18 protein-coding genes are annotated in these 18,958 nt (G+C 36.5%); 10 read left to right on the top strand and 8 right to left on the bottom strand.

Features of this window, described 5'->3' with window-relative positions; translation table 11 throughout:
- The first annotated feature begins 25 nt into the window (after window positions 1-25).
- Both AC1MPL_RS06500 and AC1MPL_RS06495 read left to right on the top strand, forming a co-directional pair.
- Window positions 26-1,117 (top strand): 3-deoxy-7-phosphoheptulonate synthase, encoded by a 1,092-nt coding sequence (locus tag AC1MPL_RS06500; RefSeq protein WP_479764991.1) that lies wholly within the window; start codon window positions 26-28, stop codon window positions 1,115-1,117.
- Window positions 1,118-1,169: 52 nt separating this feature from the next.
- Window positions 1,170-1,697 (top strand): protein tyrosine phosphatase family protein, encoded by a 528-nt coding sequence (locus tag AC1MPL_RS06495; protein WP_479764990.1) that lies wholly within the window; start codon window positions 1,170-1,172, stop codon window positions 1,695-1,697.
- On the opposite strand, the gene ispF is transcribed toward AC1MPL_RS06495, so the two are convergent.
- Window positions 1,691-2,176: a 2-C-methyl-D-erythritol 2,4-cyclodiphosphate synthase gene (gene ispF / locus AC1MPL_RS06490; RefSeq protein ID WP_479764989.1), complete on the bottom strand. Its 486-nt coding sequence runs from the start codon at window positions 2,174-2,176 to the stop codon at window positions 1,691-1,693. The two genes, AC1MPL_RS06495 and ispF, sit on opposite strands and share 7 nt — an antisense overlap.
- Window positions 2,177-2,268: 92 nt before the next feature.
- Between ispF and AC1MPL_RS06485 the strand changes: the two genes are divergently transcribed.
- A complete protein-coding gene (locus AC1MPL_RS06485; RefSeq protein WP_479764988.1) occupies window positions 2,269-2,916 on the top strand; it encodes an A1S_1983 family putative colistin resistance protein in 648 nt (215 codons plus the stop codon).
- Here the strand turns inward: AC1MPL_RS06485 and ispD are convergent, their stop codons facing one another.
- From ispD to AC1MPL_RS06460, 5 genes are read right to left on the bottom strand one after another with little or no spacing between them, the layout of a single operon-like run.
- A complete protein-coding gene (gene ispD, locus AC1MPL_RS06480; protein ID WP_479764987.1) occupies window positions 2,917-3,633 on the bottom strand; it encodes a 2-C-methyl-D-erythritol 4-phosphate cytidylyltransferase in 717 nt (238 codons plus the stop codon).
- Window positions 3,602-4,000 carry a septum formation initiator family protein gene (locus tag AC1MPL_RS06475; RefSeq protein ID WP_479764986.1) on the bottom strand — a complete coding sequence of 133 codons (399 nt, stop codon included), beginning with the start codon at window positions 3,998-4,000 and terminating at the stop codon, window positions 3,602-3,604. Before AC1MPL_RS06475 ends, ispD begins: the two co-directional genes overlap by 32 nt.
- A 5-nt stretch (window positions 4,001-4,005) precedes the next feature.
- Window positions 4,006-5,295 carry a phosphopyruvate hydratase gene (gene eno / locus AC1MPL_RS06470; protein ID WP_237413325.1) on the bottom strand — a complete coding sequence of 430 codons (1,290 nt, stop codon included), beginning with the start codon at window positions 5,293-5,295 and terminating at the stop codon, window positions 4,006-4,008.
- Window positions 5,296-5,335: 40 nt separating this feature from the next.
- Entirely contained in the window at window positions 5,336-6,193 is an 858-nt protein-coding gene (gene kdsA, locus AC1MPL_RS06465) for a 3-deoxy-8-phosphooctulonate synthase (protein ID WP_479764985.1), read from the bottom strand.
- Between the two features lie 20 nt (window positions 6,194-6,213).
- The gene (locus AC1MPL_RS06460; protein ID WP_479764984.1) at window positions 6,214-7,851 is read right to left on the bottom strand and encodes a CTP synthase; all 1,638 of its coding nucleotides are present in this window, start codon (window positions 7,849-7,851) and stop codon (window positions 6,214-6,216) included.
- A 222-nt stretch (window positions 7,852-8,073) separates the two neighbouring features.
- Here AC1MPL_RS06460 and AC1MPL_RS06455 point away from each other — a divergent pair, with 222 nt between their 5' ends.
- On the top strand, window positions 8,074-8,598 hold the full coding sequence (locus AC1MPL_RS06455; RefSeq protein ID WP_479764983.1) for an internalin: 525 nt from the start codon (window positions 8,074-8,076) through the stop codon (window positions 8,596-8,598).
- A 56-nt stretch (window positions 8,599-8,654) separates the two neighbouring features.
- On the opposite strand, the gene aspA is transcribed toward AC1MPL_RS06455, so the two are convergent.
- On the bottom strand, window positions 8,655-10,100 hold the full coding sequence (gene aspA / locus AC1MPL_RS06450; protein ID WP_479764982.1) for an aspartate ammonia-lyase: 1,446 nt from the start codon (window positions 10,098-10,100) through the stop codon (window positions 8,655-8,657).
- A gap of 287 nt (window positions 10,101-10,387) precedes the next feature.
- Window positions 10,388-10,888, bottom strand: a complete 501-nt coding sequence (locus AC1MPL_RS06445; protein ID WP_479764981.1) for an Lrp/AsnC family transcriptional regulator — start codon at window positions 10,886-10,888, stop codon at window positions 10,388-10,390.
- Window positions 10,889-11,002: 114 nt separating this feature from the next.
- Here AC1MPL_RS06445 and putA point away from each other — a divergent pair, with 114 nt between their 5' ends.
- The 6 genes from putA (at window position 11,003) to fis (ending at window position 18,955) form a co-directional block, all read left to right on the top strand.
- Window positions 11,003-14,755, top strand: coding sequence for a trifunctional transcriptional regulator/proline dehydrogenase/L-glutamate gamma-semialdehyde dehydrogenase (putA, locus tag AC1MPL_RS06440; protein WP_479764980.1), 3,753 nt, complete (start codon window positions 11,003-11,005; stop codon window positions 14,753-14,755).
- A 106-nt stretch (window positions 14,756-14,861) separates the two neighbouring features.
- A complete protein-coding gene (trmA, locus tag AC1MPL_RS06435; protein ID WP_479764979.1) occupies window positions 14,862-15,947 on the top strand; it encodes a tRNA (uridine(54)-C5)-methyltransferase TrmA in 1,086 nt (361 codons plus the stop codon).
- Window positions 15,948-16,255: 308 nt separating this feature from the next.
- Complete coding sequence (locus AC1MPL_RS06430; RefSeq protein WP_479764978.1) at window positions 16,256-16,483, top strand: hypothetical protein; 228 nt, start codon at window positions 16,256-16,258, stop codon at window positions 16,481-16,483.
- A gap of 120 nt (window positions 16,484-16,603) precedes the next feature.
- Complete coding sequence (gene prmA, locus AC1MPL_RS06425; RefSeq protein ID WP_479764977.1) at window positions 16,604-17,506, top strand: 50S ribosomal protein L11 methyltransferase; 903 nt, start codon at window positions 16,604-16,606, stop codon at window positions 17,504-17,506.
- 6 nt (window positions 17,507-17,512) lie between these two features.
- A complete protein-coding gene (locus AC1MPL_RS06420) occupies window positions 17,513-17,962 on the top strand; it encodes an MJ0042-type zinc finger domain-containing protein (RefSeq protein WP_479764976.1) in 450 nt (149 codons plus the stop codon).
- Window positions 17,963-18,685: 723 nt separating this feature from the next.
- On the top strand, window positions 18,686-18,955 hold the full coding sequence (gene fis / locus AC1MPL_RS06415) for a DNA-binding transcriptional regulator Fis (RefSeq protein WP_005014868.1): 270 nt from the start codon (window positions 18,686-18,688) through the stop codon (window positions 18,953-18,955).
- Window positions 18,956-18,958 lie beyond the last annotated feature (3 nt).

The following is an 18,958-nucleotide window of genomic DNA, read 5'->3' as shown; positions in this document are numbered from 1 at the left end:
TTAACCTTCAAGATCACTAACGGCAATGAATACTGAACAACAAAATTCGACTACCCTAAATGATATTGACGACGTCAATGTTAGTAGCATGCAACCACTTATCACCCCAGCTCAACTCAAAGCTGAACTACCTTTATCAAGCAAAGCACACGAAACCGTGCTAAAAGGTCGAGAACAAGTTCGTAAAATTCTAGATGGCGAAGATAAGCGCATATTTGTAGTCATTGGTCCTTGTTCTATTCACGATCCAAAAGCTGCACATGAATATGCTGACCGCCTAAAAGCACTCAGCGAAAAAGTAAAAGATACACTTTATATTATTATGCGTGTGTACTTTGAGAAACCAAGAACAACTGTAGGTTGGAAAGGTCTAATCAATGACCCTAATATGGATGATTCGTTCGATATTGAAAAAGGCTTACGTATCGGTCGTCAACTTTTGTTAGATTTAAATGAAAAAGGGCTTCCTTGTGCAACAGAAGCACTCGACCCTAACTCACCGCAGTATTTACAAGATCTCATTTCATGGTCAGCTATTGGTGCACGTACAACAGAAAGCCAAACTCACCGTGAAATGTCTTCAGGACTTTCTTCACCTGTTGGCTTTAAAAATGGTACTGATGGTAGCTTCACTGTTGCTATTAATGCAATGCAAGCTGTAAAACACGGTCATAATTTCCTAGGTTTGAACAATGACGGACAAGTTTCTATCATTCGTACACGTGGAAACCAATATGGACATGTTGTGCTACGTGGTGGCAATGGTAAACCTAACTATGATGCAACATCTGTTGCTGCAGCTGAAGATGCACTCACAAAAGCAAAAGTTGCACATCACATTATGATTGATGCAAGCCATGCAAATTCAAATAAAGATCCATACTTACAGCCATTGGTTTTAAAAAATGTAACAGAACAAATCCAAAATGGTAACCGCTCTATTATTGGCCTAATGGTAGAAAGTCACCTTAAAGGTGGGCGTCAGGACATCCCTCAAAACCTATGTGATCTTGAATATGGAAAATCTGTTACTGACGGTTGTATTGATTGGGACACGACAGAAAAAGTGCTTTTGGAAATGCATCAAGCATTAAAAGATGTTTTACCAAAACGATAATATCATGCACACTATACGCCATCTATGATGGCGTTTTTTATATAAAATACTTATGAATAATCTTGAAAATGCATTGTGCCAGATTCCAAAATTTCAGTATGTTCACGAACATTTATTTTCTTCAGGACAACCAACAGAGAGTCAGCTACAACAAATTAAAGAATACGGTATAAATACTATTGTAAATCTTGCACTAAGTGATTCATCTAACCACTTAAATAATGAAGATAAAATTTGTCTAGGTTTAGGACTAAATTATATTCAACTTCCACTTTCATGGGATATGCCAAATACTGACCAAGCTTTATTTGCATTAGACACCATCGACTTTCTTGTTCGCGAACAGATGGTCTGGATACATTGCTCACAAAACAAACGTGCAAGTGCTTTAATGTTTTTATATCGACAATACTATATGAATCTTGATATTTCGATTGCACAACCATATCTAGAACAGATTTGGGAACCAAATGAAACATGGACTGGCTTAATCCATAGTGTTGCTCTACAACTTAAAGGAAGAAAAGCAACACAAGAATTACAGCAAGAATTACAGCACAATAATGAAGCTACTTATTGATGTTCAATAAGTACTGTTGCGGTTGCTAAGATTCCTTCTTGGCGACCTGTAAATCCTAACTTTTCTGTGGTTGTTGCCTTAATGCTAATTTGAGAAACATCAACACCTAATACACTCGCAATACTTTCACGCATTTCTAAATTATATTTGGCTAGTTTTGGTCGCTCACATGCAACTGTAATATCCGCATTGCCTAGCACATACCCTCTATCTTTAATAAGCTGATAAACATGCTTCAATAGCACCCGACTGTCTGCCCCTTTAAAATTAGGATCTGTATCTGGAAAATGTTGCCCTATATCTCCTAGTGCTAACGCACCCAATAAGGCATCACTTAAAGCATGCAAAACAACATCACCATCTGAATGGGCTTTTAAACCCTGTGTATGCGGTATTTTTAAACCTGCCAATGTCACAAAACTACCTGCTTCAAAAGCATGAACATCTATACCCTGACCAATTTTAATTTTTGCAACCAATGTAAAAATTCCTTTCTTCTAAAATGATATCTTGTCTTTTTACTCAATATTTCGCTATATTAACGTGAGTACTATATAACTAAGTATAAGCGATGATGTCGTTGCACAACTCTCCCCTCACAAAAAATATACTCTTACTCTCGATTGCAATTATGCCAAATATTGCGCTAGCTAATTTTTCACAATCTGAAATATGCCAGCATATCGAGCCTAAGAAACCATTATTTTGCCAAGATAAATTCCAAGAAGACCGAGATAATTTAACTACACTTTTTAGAAACACACAAAAAAGTACAAATGCACCGCTAAAGTTAGTTAATGATACGCAAAAACTTTGGCTAAAGCGTATTTATAACTGTAAAGAGAAAACATGTATTACTCATGAAATTTCTTTACGTACAGATGAACTGAACACTTATGCTTCACTCAACCAAAGCCTAACTCAACACTTTTTTCAGTATTCACATGGAAAGATCACTTCACCCAACCATTATTTACAAATACACCAATTAGATCAAAAAAGAGTTAAAATAGAAGGGTTTGCTTATAACTCAAAACACCATCATAAAGGGAAATTCTATTTAACTGCATATGCAACCAATACAGCAAATCCAATTACATTAAAAAATACCGAAGATCGATGCATATACAATATTAAAATATATAAAGCTTTACTTACATTGAATAGTCAGCAAGTTGAATGTCGTCAGTATTCTGGAATATATCGCTTGTATGATTAACTATGAATTGCATGCACGAAGAACAAGTTCTGCAAACTGTAAATCTTCTGGATAAGTAACTTTGATATTATCTGATCGACCTTGTACCACATGTACTTCCAGATTAGCCAACTCTAAAGCACTCGCTTCATCTGTTACAGTAAAACCAGCATTTAAAGCCTGCTCCAAAGCAAATATCAATGTACCTAATCGTGCCATTTGAGGTGTCTGTGCTTGCCATAGCTGACTACGATCGACAGTTTTATTAATCGTATCGCTGCTATCTACACGTTTTAGTGTATCTCTCACAGGTGTTGCTAAAATTGCACTCACGTCAAACTTCAATACATGATTGACTAAATCTACTAGACTTTGCTGTGAAACACACGGTCTTGCTGCATCATGAACAAGCACATAATCATTTTCATCTGCTATTGAGCGTAAGTAATATAAAGCATTTAAAACTGAATAAACCCTTTCTTTTCCACCATCACAAAAGTGTATTCTGAGATCATCATCAAACTGTTGTACTTTAGCAAAATCATCAGCAGGATTAACAGCCAACACACAACCAGCCAAGGGTAAACTAAATAAAGCATTCACACTATGTTGCAATACCGTCTTTTCTTGAATCATTTGATATTGTTTTAATGCTGTTTTAGAAAAACGGCTTCCAGAGCCTGCAGCAGGCACAACTGCCCAAATTTTAGTGGAGGTCTGGGCTATCTTCATCTTCATTATCTAAGTTTTTATTTTCAGGGGATACAATATAGTTTTCTTGCACTTGTGGTGATGTAAGTGTACTCATTTGAACAAATGTTTCATTCGGCTTAATCAAGCCTAAATCTAGGCGCGCATGTTCTTCAACTGCTTCTGCACCATTCTTTAAGTCATATACTTCAGCACCTAAAATACGATTTCGCTCTTGTAAATCTTTATTTGTATCTTGCTGCAGTTGAATCTGTTGCATCAGTCTTTGATGGTCATAATAACCACCTTCCCCAAACCAGTACATATACTGAAAGCCTGCTATCAAAAAGATAGCAAGCCCCAATATAAGTCGACTTGAAAAAGAGTTAAAGACTTCTTTTATAAAAGTCGTCATATATTTTAGTTTAGACCTTTAAACTCTGCACGGCCACGATATACAGCCTTTGTTAATTCTTCAATACGTAGCAATTGATTGTATTTAGCAACACGATCTGAACGCGACAATGAACCTGTTTTTATCTGACCCGCTGCCGTACCCACTGCTAAATCAGCAATGGTGGAGTCTTCAGTTTCGCCCGAACGGTGTGAAATCACAGTCGTATAACCATTCTGTTTAGCAAGATAAATTGCATCAAGCGTTTCACTTAATGTACCAATCTGGTTATATTTGATTAGAATTGAGTTACCAATTTTCTCATCAATACCACGTTGTAAAATTTTTGGGTTAGTTACAAATAGATCATCACCAACCAGCTGAATTTTATCGCCAAGAATTGATGTTAAATACGACCATCCTTCCCAATCTGACTCATCTAAACCATCTTCAATAGAAATGATTGGATACTGTTTAACTAAGCCTGCCAAATAATCAGAGAATTGATTACTCGTAAATGCTTTATTACCTTCACCCGCAAGAATATATTGACCATTTGAATAAAACTCAGAAGCTGCACAGTCTAGTGCAAGCATAATATCTGAACCTGATTTATACCCAGTCTGTTCAATTGCTTCTAAAATAACAGTAATTGCTTCTTCATTTGAACGTAAGTTTGGTGCAAAACCACCCTCATCACCTACCGCAGTATTGAGTCCTTTTTTCTTTAAAACAGATTTTAAAGCATGAAAAGTTTCAGCACCTGCACGTAAACTTTCAGCAAAAGATGTAAAGCCAACAGGCTCAATCATAAACTCTTGAATATCTACAGTATTATCTGCATGTGCTCCACCATTAATGATATTCATCATTGGCACAGGCATAGATAAAGTTTTTTGACCACGTAGATTAGCAATATATTGGAACAATGGAGTTTTTTGTTCTTCTGCTGCTGCACGAGCAGCTGCAAGAGATACTGCCAAAGTTGCATTCGCACCCAGTTTAGCTTTGTTTTCTGTACCATCCAATGCAATCATCACATCGTCCAAGCCTTTTTGATCAAAAACATCATGACCAACAAGCGCTTTTTTGATTTCAGTATTTACATTTTCAACCGCCTGACGAACACCTTTACCTAAGTAACGAGATTTATCACCATCACGTAATTCTAAGGCTTCACGTGAGCCAGTTGATGCACCAGACGGTGCGCAAGAACGACCAACCACACCAGATTCTAAAATAACGTCTGCTTCGATAGTTGGATTACCACGTGAGTCTAAAATTTCACGTGCGCGAATATCAACGATTTGGCTCATAAAAACTCCTATGTATTATAATGCTAATGCATTCTGTGCATTAGTGTGTATCTAATTTATCAAACCCTTTTACCAACGTATCTAATTCTTTAGTCTGTTCTAAAAATGGCTCTAACTGAGACAATCTAAGCGCACATGGACCATCACATCTTGCCTTATCTGGGTTGGGATGTGCTTCTAAGAACAACCCAGCAAGACCTGTTGCCATACCTGCACGTGCTAAAGTACTAATTTGTGCACGACGCCCGCCTGCCGAGTCAGCACGACCGCCTGGTTTTTGAAGTGCATGTGTTACATCAAAAAATACAGGAACATTCATTTCCTTCATGATGTCTAAACCAAGCATATCAACCACAAGGTTGTTGTAACCAAACGCAGAACCACGTTCGCATAAGATTAGCTTATCATTACCTGCTTCTAAACATTTTTGCAAGATATGATTCATTTCTTGAGGAGCTAAGAACTGTGCTTTTTTAATGTTAATAATTGCGCCTGTCTTTGCAATTGCTTCAACAAGATCTGTTTGGCGACTTAAAAATGCTGGGAGCTGAACGATATCTGCGACTTCTGCAACAGGAGCAGCCTGATATGGTTCATGTACATCTGTAATGATAGGAATATTCAGTTGTTTTTTTAATTCGCCAAGCCATTCGATGCCTTTTTCTAAGCCCGGACCGCGAAATGAGTGCAAACTAGAACGGTTTGCTTTATCAAAACTTGCTTTAAAAACGTAAGGTATTTCAAGACGTTTACAAATTTCAATATAAGACTCTGCAATTTCAAACGCTAAATCTTTCGATTCAAGTACATTCATTCCGCCGAATAGTACAAATGGCAAGTGATTTGCCATTTGTATATCGCCTAAACGTACAATTTCTTGAGGTTTTAATTGTGACATTTAAACTTCCTAGAGTAACTTTATTTACCTTTTTGGTTCTGCTTTTTAGCAGCATCAATAAAGCTAGCAAATAATGGGTGTCCATCACGTGGTGAACTTGTAAATTCCGGATGGAACTGTACAGCAATAAACCATGGATGTGCAGGAATTTCAACGGTTTCAACTAAATGTTGTACAGCAGAATAACCAGATACCAACATACCTGCTTTTTCAAGAGGCTCGATGAAGCGATCGTTCATTTCATAACGATGGCGGTGGCGCTCTGTAATTTCAGCTTTACCATACACTTCACGTGTTTTAGTGCCTTCAACCAATTCAGATTTTTGTGCACCTAAGCGCATTGTTCCACCTAAATCTGACTCGACATTACGTTGCTGTAACTCACCACGCTCATCTAACCATTCCGTAATTAAACCAATTAATGGATATTTAGTTGAACGATTAAATTCTGTAGAACTTGCTTCAGGCATTTGAGCAACATTTCGAGCATATTCAATTACAGCCAATTGCATACCCAAACATATACCTAGGAATGGAATACCTTTTTCACGTGCATAGCGAATGGCAGCCATTTTTCCTTCAGTACCACGCTCACCAAAACCACCTGGTACTAAAATTGCGTCAGCTGTATCTAAAATAGCAATATCTTGACTTTCAAGTGCTTGCGCATCTACATAGTCAATTTGTACTTTTACACGGTTTTGAATACCTGCATGTAGTAATGCTTCATTCACAGATTTATAAGCATCTGGAAGTTCTACATATTTACCAACCATTGCAACACGAACAGTATATTCTGGGTTGAATAGTGCTTCACATACCTGATCCCAATCAGATAAATCAGCTTCAGGCAAATCGTTATAACCAAAACGCTCACAAATTATATCGTCAACATTTTGCTCATAGAAATTACGTGGAATTTGATAAATCGTTTTCGCATCTTTACATACAACAACTGCACGTGCTTCTACATTCGTAAATAATGCAATTTTTCGTGTTGTATCAGCATCGACATCATGCTCTGTACGACAGATTAAAATATCTGGTTGAATACCAATAGAAAGTAGCTCTTTTACAGAGTGCTGTGTTGGTTTTGTCTTCAATTCAGCAGCAGAGCTAATATATGGAAGTAGTGTTAAGTGCATTAACATACTACGTTTATGACCAAGTTCAACCATAAGCTGGCGAACAGACTCCATAAACGGCAGTGATTCAATATCACCAACCGTACCACCAATTTCAACAATCGCAACGTCATATCCTTCACCAGCGCGAAGTACACGTTCTTTAATGTTATCAGTGATATGAGGAATTACTTGTACAGTACCACCTAAGTAGTCACCACGACGTTCTTTATTTAAAACATCTTGATAAACACGACCACTAGTAAAGTTATTTAGCTTGGTCATTTTTGCACGGCGAAGAAAACGCTCGTAGTAGCCCAAGTCTAAGTCAGTCTCTGCACCATCTTCAGTAACAAAAACTTCACCATGTTGAAAAGGGCTCATTGTACCTGGATCAACATTAATATACGGATCCATTTTCACCATGGTGACACTGAGGCCGCGAGCTTCAAGAAGTGCTGCAACAGAAGCGGCTGAAATACCTTTACCTAGTGATGATACCACACCACCAGTAACGAAAATAAAATGGGTCATTCGAGTTCTCATACAATCAGGCCTAAATAGGCATGCAATGTTGGGCAATTTTACTTTACTCTGCCCCTATAAAGCAAAGTCATTCAGCATCTATTCACGCAACAATAAACAATTGTTTATATTATCACCAATTCATTTTACATTGAATGCAATAAGATTACATTTCCAATATTGAATTTCTTGTTATAATATCTAGGTCGTAATTTAAATTAGAATCAAAGAATGATGAATAAAAAGCTTCTTATATGTGGTGTTATTACAGCAGGCTTAGTTTTAACTGCTTGTTCTAAAAGAGAAGCACCTCAAAATAATGATAAACAAGGGGAAGTAACATCGCAAAATAATGTTGCTTCAGAACAATTACAATCAATTAATAAAGATACGCCACCTGCGCCAATGGCAGAGCCTGAGCAGCAAAAACCACATGAAACCGTTCCTCCTGAACATCATAGTGAGCTTGCAGCAGAAAAACCACCTAAAATGGTTGAAGTAGAAAAAGAGCAAACGGCGAATACGACAACCGAAATTCGCAGAGAATATAAACCTGAACAATCTAAGATTGAAACAGCTGCAAATGTTCCTGTACATGCAGAACAAGTTTCAACAACTTCTGCTACGAGTCCTGCACCTGAAGTCATTAAGCCAAAACATCATCATGTTGTGAAGCCACAAAGTACAAATGCAAACCTCTCAGAAGACGATGCAATTGCTGCCGCAATGTCTGCTGCAAAACCTGCACTTAACTAAATAAAGCTCAAATAAAAAAGCCAAGTTATAACTTGGCTTTTTTATTGCATTTATAATCAACTCACTTGTACAACTTCATCATCTGGAATAATTGAAATTTCAGAAACAAGATTTTCAAACTTAAAAATTTCATCCAACTCATCTTTTGAAAGTAAACCACGTTCCAAAACTACTTCAGGAATCGTTTTATTTTCAGCAATACATTGCTTACCAATTTCATCACATAATGAATGACCTAATAAAGGATCAAGTAACGTCACAATTCCAACACTTCGCATTACCTCATTACGACAAACATCTTCATTTGCAGTAATTCCTTGAATACATTTTTCATCTAATGTACGAATTGCTTGCGTTAAAATTTCAATCGACTCATGTGTAGAATATGCAATCACAGGCTCCATTGCATTTAGTTGCATCTGGCCCGCTTCAGCCCCAAACGTAATTGTCAAATCATTACCAATCACTTTAAATGCAATTTGGTTTACAACCTCAGGAATAACTGGGTTCACTTTTGCAGGCATAATTGAAGAACCTGCTTGCATTTGTGGTAAATTAATTTCGTTTAACCCTGCACGTGGCCCTGAACTCAATAAGCGTAAATCATTACTAATTTTAGAAAGCTTAACAGCCAAGCGCTTTAAAGTACTAGATACAATAATAAATACACCACAATCGCTTGTTGCTTCAACATAATCTGCCGAAGGCTTTACTTTTAAACCTGTTACTTGTTCTAAATGCTTCGTGACTATTTTTGCATAACCAGGCACAGTATTTACACCTGTTCCAATTGCTGTTGCACCTAAGTTAATTTCCAAAAGCAGTTCACGTGTTTGCTTAATTAAGCTCATGTCTTCTTTTAATAAAGTTGCAAAAGCATGAAACTCTTGACCCAATGTCATTGGAACAGCATCTTGTAACTGAGTACGTCCCATTTTAATTACGGTTTTAAACTCAAGTGCCTTTTGACCAAGAGATGCAATTAGATTTTGTAATTGTTCAAATAATTCATCTAATACACTGTACGTTGCTAAACGCAATGCAGTTGGGTAAACATCATTCGTAGACTGAGATTTATTTACATGGTCATTTGGGTGAAGTACATCATACTTACCCTTACGCTGCCCCATCATTTCTAATGCAATATTTGCAATAACCTCATTGGTGTTCATGTTAATTGATGTACCAGCACCACCTTGATACACATCTAATGGAAAAGATTCTGCCCAATTTTCAGGATGTTCAATAAGCAAATCACAAGCTTTTTGAATAATTTCACTGTTTTTTTCAGTTAAACGGCCAACTACTAAGTTCGCTTTTGCTGAAGCTTTTTTTACCTGTGCCAAGGCACGAATAAAATGAGGCTGCTGCCCTATCGTTAATGTTGAAATATTAAAGTTTTCTAATGCTCTTAATGTGTGAATACCGTAATAACGATCTGCAGGCACTTCTTTTGTACCTAGTAAATCCTTTTCTATACGAGTTAAAGGTGACGTATTCATATATTACCCTTTTGGTATTGTACAGTCATAACAAATAAATTTTTATCATCATATATTAAGCATATAAACAATAAAATTTTTTTCATAAATTTAAAGAAATAAGTCTATATTTTCATTTAGATATCACTCAAAAGCTATTCTTTATTTATTTTGGGCTAGTTAAAAAAACTACTTTTTTGCTATTTTTACATTTAAATATTAAAAAAAATGCTTTCTCCTCTTTTCACTAGATTATAAAAAGTATCGAAACTCTATTTTTTACATGAAAATGCATATATTTTTATAGACTATAGTCTTATTTTTTCTGCTTTTGTATTTAATTTGAGTTGGTGTGTTTCTTTTACCATTTGCATCACTGGATAGCTTCTAGTTTCTTTTACACCCGGCAACTTCCATAGTACTTGCCCTGATATACGGCGAAAATCTTCCATGTTTTTACAACGTACTTTTAACACGAAATCAAAACCACCACTGGTCATATGACACTCTAATATTTCAGGAAAATTCCCAACAGCCTCTACAAAATCATCCAGAGCATAAGATGTTGTTTTATCTAGCAAAACCTCAACAAAAATCAAGAAACCTGCATTTAATTTTTCTGGATTTAAATGTGCGTGATAGCCCAAAATATACTTTTCAGTAACAAGCCTTTGAACTCTTGCCAAAACAGCAGTTGGGGATAAATTCACCAAATCAGCAAGTTTCGTATTAGAAATTCGACCATCTTTTTGCAGTAAGTCTAATATTTTCAAGTCAATGCGATCTGGTTGGAATGTGACTTCAGGCATAGCATAATTCTCTAAAAAGAGCCCAAAAAATAGTGAGTTATTCTGTCACGATTTTGCAATGATTCGGCTTATTAAGCAACGCCAATTTGTCACATATTTTTAGGACGTGATGATATGAGTACACAACAACACAATGTATTTTTTCGCCCTGCTACTTTTGAAGATATTACACCTCTTCATGGTAAGACACTGCTTGAGAATGCCATTAATTCAAATTGGCGTCGCACCGAAACTGAAGCCGTTGAAACACTTCTAAACTTCACTCAAATCGACCCAACATTAGATAAAAAAATCTATGATTTAGCTTTCCAACTATCACAACATTTACGTGAAAATAATAAAGCATCAGGAAAAGCAGGTATCGTTCAGGGGCTACTTCAAGAATTCTCTCTTTCTTCTCAGGAAGGTATTGCACTTATGTGCCTTGCAGAAGCATTGCTACGTATTCCAGATACAGCAACACGTGATCAGCTTATCCGAGATAAAATAAACCAAGGGAATTGGAAATCTCACGTTGGACAAAGTAGCCTTGTTTTTGTAAATGCCGCGGCATGGGGTCTTATGCTTACAGGTAAGCTAATGGCACCGCCTGCGCAAAAGAGCCTTTCAGGCATGCTTACATCTTTACTGGCTCGTAGTGGACAAGGCATTATTCGTAAAGCCGTAGATGTTGCTATGCGTATGATGGGCGAGCAATTTGTTACAGGTGAAACTATTGGTGAAGCATTAGAGAAAGCAAAAATTCTTGAAAAAGAAGGCTTCCGTTATTCTTATGATATGTTAGGTGAAGCTGCACTTACAGACCATGATGCAAAACGCTATATGGCCGACTATGTCAATGCAATTCATGCGATTGGTAAATCTGCACAAAACAAAGGCGTTTATAACAGTGCAGGTATTTCTATTAAACTATCTGCAATTCATCCGCGTTACTACCGCGCACAATATGATCGTGTGCATGATGAACTATATCCTCGTATTGTTGAACTCGCAAAAATTGCAAAACATTATGACATTGGCTTAAACATTGATGCAGAAGAAAGTGAGCGTCTAGAGCTATCATTAGAGCTTCTTGAACGTCTTTGCTTTGAACCTGAACTCTCAGGCTGGAATGGAGTTGGTTTCGTTATTCAAGCCTACCAAAAACGCTGTTTCCCTCTCGTAGACTACATTGTAGACCTTGCAAAACGTAGTGAAAAACGCCTTATGATTCGTTTGGTTAAAGGCGCATATTGGGACAGCGAAATTAAAAAAGCACAGGTTGAAGGACTATCTGACTATCCTGTATTCACCCGTAAAGTACACACAGACCTTTCTTATATTGCTTGTGCTAAAAAATTATTGGCCGAGCCTGAATATATATATCCGCAGTTTGCAACACACAATGCGCAAACACTTGCAACCATTTACGAATTAGCTGAACCTAAAAACTATGTTGCAGGGCAATACGAATTCCAATGTCTACATGGTATGGGGGAACCTCTCTACAAACGTGTTGTAAGTAAACTTGGTATTCCTTGCCGTATCTATGCACCTGTTGGTAACCATGAAACATTATTGGCTTACCTTGTCCGCCGATTACTTGAAAATGGTGCAAATACTTCTTTTGTTAACCGTATTGCCGACAAATCAATTCAAATAGATGACTTAATCCAGTCACCAACTGATGATATTCAACGTCAAGCAATGCAAGAAAAAGTTATTGGTGCTAAACATCCCAATATTCCTTTACCAGAAGATTTATATGGCATTGATCGACTCAATTCGGCAGGTACAGACCTAGCAAATGATCATTGTTTATATGAACTCAATGAAGTTGCTAAAGCACTATATGAACACCAATGGATCAGCAAACCGCTTATTGCAAATGTTATTATTGATAAAATAGAACAAGAAAAAGCGGTACTAAATCCTGCTCAACACAATGATATTGTTGGTCACGTCGTAGAAGCTGACGAAAATGATGTTGAAGATGCATTAATTCAAGCTGAAGCTGAACAAGCTCAATGGGCAAACTTACCTATTTTACAACGTGCAAAATATTTAGAGGTTGCTGCCAATGCAATGCAATCGCAGCTTCTAGAACTTATGGTTTTACTATGCCGGGAAAGCGGAAAAACCTATATGAATGCAATTGCAGAAGTACGTGAAGCAATAGACTTCTTACGCTACTATGCAAAACAAGCACATAGTTTCTCTGCAACACAACCGTTAAAACCATTAGGTACTATTCTATGTATTAGCCCATGGAACTTCCCACTGGCTATTTTTACAGGGCAAATTGCAGCAGCACTTGTTACAGGTAACTGTGTAATTGCAAAACCAGCCGAACAAACTCCTCTTATTGCACATGAGGCTGTCAAAATTCTTCATGAAGCAGGTATTCCTGAAGCAGCATTACAATTCTTACCTGGTCAAGGTGAAACTGTCGGAGCAAAACTCAGCGCAGATGCACGTATTCAAGGAATCATGTTTACAGGTTCAACTGAGGTTGCAAAAATTCTGCAAAAAACAGTTGCAAAACGCCTTACTCCTGAAGGTAATCCTGTAACTCTCATAGCAGAAACTGGTGGGCAAAACGCCATGATCGTCGACTCATCTGCACTTACAGAACAAGTTGTACTTGATGTCGTGAGCTCTGCTTTTGACAGTGCAGGACAACGTTGCTCAGCATTACGTATTCTATGCATTCAAGAAGACTGTGCTGATAGTGTAATGACAATGCTTAAAGGTGCAATGAAACAGCTTCGTCTTGGCAATCCTCATTATCTAAAAACAGATATTGGTCCTGTAATTGATCTTGAAGCACAAGAAAATATTGAGCGCCATATCACTAAAATGAAATCTAAAGGTTATCCAATACATCAACTTACCTTAGATGAGCCACAACAAAAACAAGCAATTGAACAAGGTACTTTCATTCCTCCAACAATGATTGAACTACCTAATTTAGATGACTTAGAACGTGAGGTTTTCGGTCCTGTATTGCATGTGATTACATACAAGCAAAATGAGCTTGAACAACTCATCGGTCGCATTAATGCAAAAGGCTATGGACTTACTATGGGTGTCCATACACGTATTGACGAAACCATTCAAAAAGTCATTGATCTTTCAGAAGTTGGAAACCTATATGTCAATCGCAATATTGTTGGGGCTGTGGTGGGTGTACAACCATTTGGTGGTGAGGGATTATCTGGAACAGGACCAAAAGCAGGTGGACCACTTTACGCATACCGTTTAACACAAGGGCATGCATTTAAAAATGTTCAGACACCTTTTGCTGTAAAACGTGAAATTACAGCTACACCAAGCCACTATTTTGAGAATTTTCATACATTTAAAGCATGGGTGGAAAAAACATTCCCTACATTGAATATTCAGCATCACCAACCATTTATGGTGGGTCGTACTTATGAACTCCAAGGGCCTACAGGTGAAAGTAACCATTACACCATGCAGCCACGTCAAAGAGTTCTAAGTATAGCGAATACCGAGCAGGAGTTTGTAGATCAACTACTGGCTATTTTCTCTGTAAATGCACAGCCTGTTATTCAAAAGGGAGCGCCTTTATTTGAAAAATATCTGTCTCAAATGCCAAAAGAGATTGCATCACGCATTGCTGTTATTTCATCTTTAGATGAAGAAGTTTTTGATGCAGTTTTACATCACGGCGATACAGAGCAGCTTATGCAAGTCCAGCAGGCTATTGCATCACATAAAGGGGCTATTATCTTTATTCACCACTTAACCCCAAATAGTCGTGAGATTCCTGTCGAGCGCTTAGTTATTGAACATGCTGTAAGTATTAACACCACAGCAGCAGGTGGTAATGCAAGTCTTATGACTATGGAAGAATCTGCATAATCAGATTTTTCTTGAGGCAATCTTTTCAGACAACAGATGACTAGGCTTAGTTGACGTTGTTTGTTAAGATTGCCTCTCTTCTTTCCTAGCATGTAATCATCCATTTATGACATCTGCATATCAGCAACAACTGCAAGCCAAAATTGAGCGTATTACAGCCCAATTCCAAGCATTTAACCCACCAAAATTAGAAGTTTTTGACTCGCCGAGCGATTACTTTAGAATGCGTGCAGAATTTCGTATCTGGCACACAGATAGCGATATGTTTTATGCAATGTTTGAACGTGATGAAACTGGAAAAAATAAAAAAGCTGTTCGTGTCGATCACTTCCCAATTGCATGCCATGCAATTAATGACTTAATGCCTAAACTATTAGAGGCTTTAAAGTTACATAAAAATTTACATCATCGACTCTTTGAAGTTGATTTTCTTGCAAGTTTAAGTGGTGAAATGCTTGTAAGTCTTATTTATCACCGCAAACTTGATGAAGAATGGCAAGCACTCGCTCAATCTCTTTCAGAACAACTTAACATTAAAATTATTGGTCGTAGTCGTGGTCAAAAGCTCGTGCTCAGTGATGATTTTGTTGTTGAAAATTTAACAGTAGACAATAAATCTTATCTATATAAACAAATAGAAAACGGCTTTACCCAGCCAAATGCCATTGTTTGCCAAAAAATGTTGCAATGGGCATGTGATATTGCAACCGAGTGCAAAGGTGACTTGCTTGAACTTTACTGTGGTAACGGCAACTTTACCCTACCACTTTCCACAAAGTTCGAACGTGTTTTAGCAACAGAGCTTGCAAAGTCATCTGTCTATGCTGCCGAATGGAATATCGAAAAAAATGCTATTCATAATATTCAAATTGCAAGACTTGCAGCTGAAGAGTTTACACAAGCCTATCAGGGCGAACGTGAATTCAGACGACTCCAAGAAGCAAATATCGACATTGCTAGCTATGACTTTGGTACTGTTTTTGTCGACCCACCACGTGCAGGAATTGATAATGACACGCTAGAACTGCTACAAAACTTCGAGCATATTATCTATATTTCTTGCAATCCAGATACACTGGCAGACAACTTAGAAATACTAAGTGAAACCCATCAAATCAAACACTTTGCAATTTTCGATCAATTTCCACATACACACCATGTAGAAAGTGGTGTATTACTACAAAAAAAGTAAGTTAATAAAATAATGAGAGGTCTAATATTGACCTCTCAATTCATCACCTTTTCTTATAAAAAATACAAATTAAATTAGAAAAACTTTTAAAAAAAACTAAGACATTTTTCGACTTAATTAAATATGTTTCAAAATATTTAAATAATTAGCATCACTTTTTTCAATTAATTATTTGTTTTTACGATAGTTACATTTTACGTCATCATCTATCAAAAATAATCTACATATGTATAGAAAACTAGAGGGTCTTGTATTTTTTATTTTTTTATTTATATTTCGAGAAATGTTAGGTTGCAATGAACGCTCTTATGAGTATTTGGCAAAAATTATTTACTTCAAAAGACAGACAGAACAGTCAAAAAAACAATATGGCATGTATTGAAAACGACTGCTCATGTAAAAGCAATGAACAACTTATTCAAACGCTAAAAGCAACGCATGATGAATATGTTGTGAAAGGAATCAAACGTGTTTTAATGTCTAGAGGATTTAGTCGGAAAGAGTTAGATATTTTACAGCAGCATACTATTCACTAATATTCAAAAAGCGCTCTACAATTAGATCGCTTTTTATTAAATACTCGGTTAGCCCTCCCTAAGCGAACAGGTTTTCGTTACAATAGCTGAAATTATTTCCCAAACAATTAGGTTATTTTCGTGAAGTGGTTACAAATTCATATTACTGTTGATCAAGCACAAGTTGATGCAACTGAAACGCTCCTGCTTTCTCTCGGCGCTGTTAGCGTAACTTTAGATGATGCCGAAGATCAGGCACTTCTTGAGCCACTCCCTGGTGAAACACCACTTTGGAATAAAGTAATTGTTACAGGAATCTATCAGCAAACTGATGAAGCACCAATCGATGCAGATGCACTAGTCTCTTTTGCTAAGTTACAACTTCCTGAGAATACACCTATTCATTACGACGAACTTGAAGACCAAGTTTGGGAACGTGCTTGGATGGATTACTATGAGCCAATCGAAATTGCAGACAATTTTTGGATTGTTCCAGAATGGCTTGAACCACCGAATAAAAATGCAGTTAACTTAAAGTTAGATCCTGGACTTGCATTTGGCACAGGAAACCATGCCAGTACATTTTTATGCTTACAATGGCTTGGAAAAACAGATTTAAAAGATAAAGTTGTTATTGATTATGGCTGTGGCTCAGGTATTTTAGGCGTTGCTGCGCTATTGCTTGGCGCGAAAAAAGTATATGCAACAGACATAGACCCTCAAGCTGTACTTGCTACAAAACAAAATGCCGAACTTAATGGTGTTCTCGATAGGCTATATGTCGATCTTCCTGAAGCATTTAATAAATCACTAAATCAACAATCTGATATTCTTATTGCAAATATCTTAGCTGCACCGCTTATTGCACTTGCGCCTGAATTTAGTAAGTTAATCAAACATGGTGGTGAATTTGCACTTGCAGGTATTATTGAAGAACAAGTTGAAGAAGTAAGTAATACCTACAAGAACTTCTTTAACGTGACTGAAATAGAAAAACGAGATGAGTGTTGGTATCGTATTTCAGGAACTAGACATACTTCTTAGTATAATATGGAAAGTATCCAGACCATCTGTCCTACATGTCAAACAAAGTATTTTGTTTCAATGATGCATCTATCTGTTGCTCAAGGCACCGTATGCTGTGGTCAGTGTAATTCTACATTTAATGCTTACTATCATATGCCTAGTAAGCATTTTTCATCTTCCCCAGAAAATAATACAGAACGTACATTCAAACTTGCAAAATACTCAGCATTAGAAATATTTCATACGCAAAATAACGGGAATAAAAATTTATTAAATCACTTAAATCATATAAATCACAGTGAAGTCTCGTCTAATACCTCACAAAAAATTACCACGAATCCAACTAAAAAAAGATTACCGACTTGGATATCTCTTATATTATTTATTATAAGTTTTACTTTAGTCATCGTGCTTCTTATTCATATTATGCACTATAATACGCACCCATTCTCAAAAAATTCTATTGGCAAATAACATTCATATCATAACTGTATACAGAAATTTTGCTTATTCATAAGAATATCCCTATATAACAACCATCAGAAGCTCAATCCAGAATTTAGACTCATTCAACGTTATTACTAAACTTACAAAAACACTTACCATATTCCTTTTATTTTAAAAATAAAAAACAACTTATTAAAAACACAAAAAATTGATTTCCTCATCGATATCCCTTTTTCTTATAACACTATTCATTGCACTCAACTAAAAATAGCAGATACAACGCTTCCATAATTTAATAATTCTTAAACATATCTTAGTGTAAAATATCAATCTAATATTAACTTTTAGAAGCAATAAATAGAATAAACAATTAAAAAATAATAATAATTCAAAAAAACGATTAAAAAAACAAAAAAATCTGCCTTATATTTACTCACTTTTTTGTCGACAGTGTTATCATACGCGCCATTAATGCTTGACCAAACATATATCTCGTATAATTCCCATAACTAAAGAAATTCTTAGATGTGCATTTATTCATTTTGCGCATAGAGCATTTTTTTTGTTCCTGAAAAGTCAGGCTGTAACAATTTCTAAATATTTGTTACGCTTATTTTTCAATCAAACGAGTAAAATTATGGCAAGCTGTATTGAATTTTATAAGTATTACTTTTAGTAATGCTTATTTTGCCCTTTTAAATATAACCACTCGCCCCCGAAGTGGTCTTGATTAATTTCGGATTAAAACGCATGAATAGCAAATCTCCTATTTTTACTGCACAATCTGATGTAGCGCTTCGCATCCATGTGGACCGCGCGGTTCGTCACTATTTTGCATCTTTGCAAGGTGAGCAACCATCTCAGGTGTATGACATGGTGCTAGCAGAAATGGAGAAACCTCTTTTGTCTGTGGTTCTTGAATACACTCGCGGCAACCAAACACGTGCTGCAGAGATTTTAGGACTAAACCGTGGTACTTTACGTAAAAAGTTAAAAGCTCACGGTTTAATGAGTGAATAAATG

Source organism: Acinetobacter sp. N1-1 (assembly GCF_056711485.1).
The sequence above is the reverse complement of the archived record's forward strand: the minus strand, read 5'-3'. Positions and strand labels throughout refer to the sequence as shown.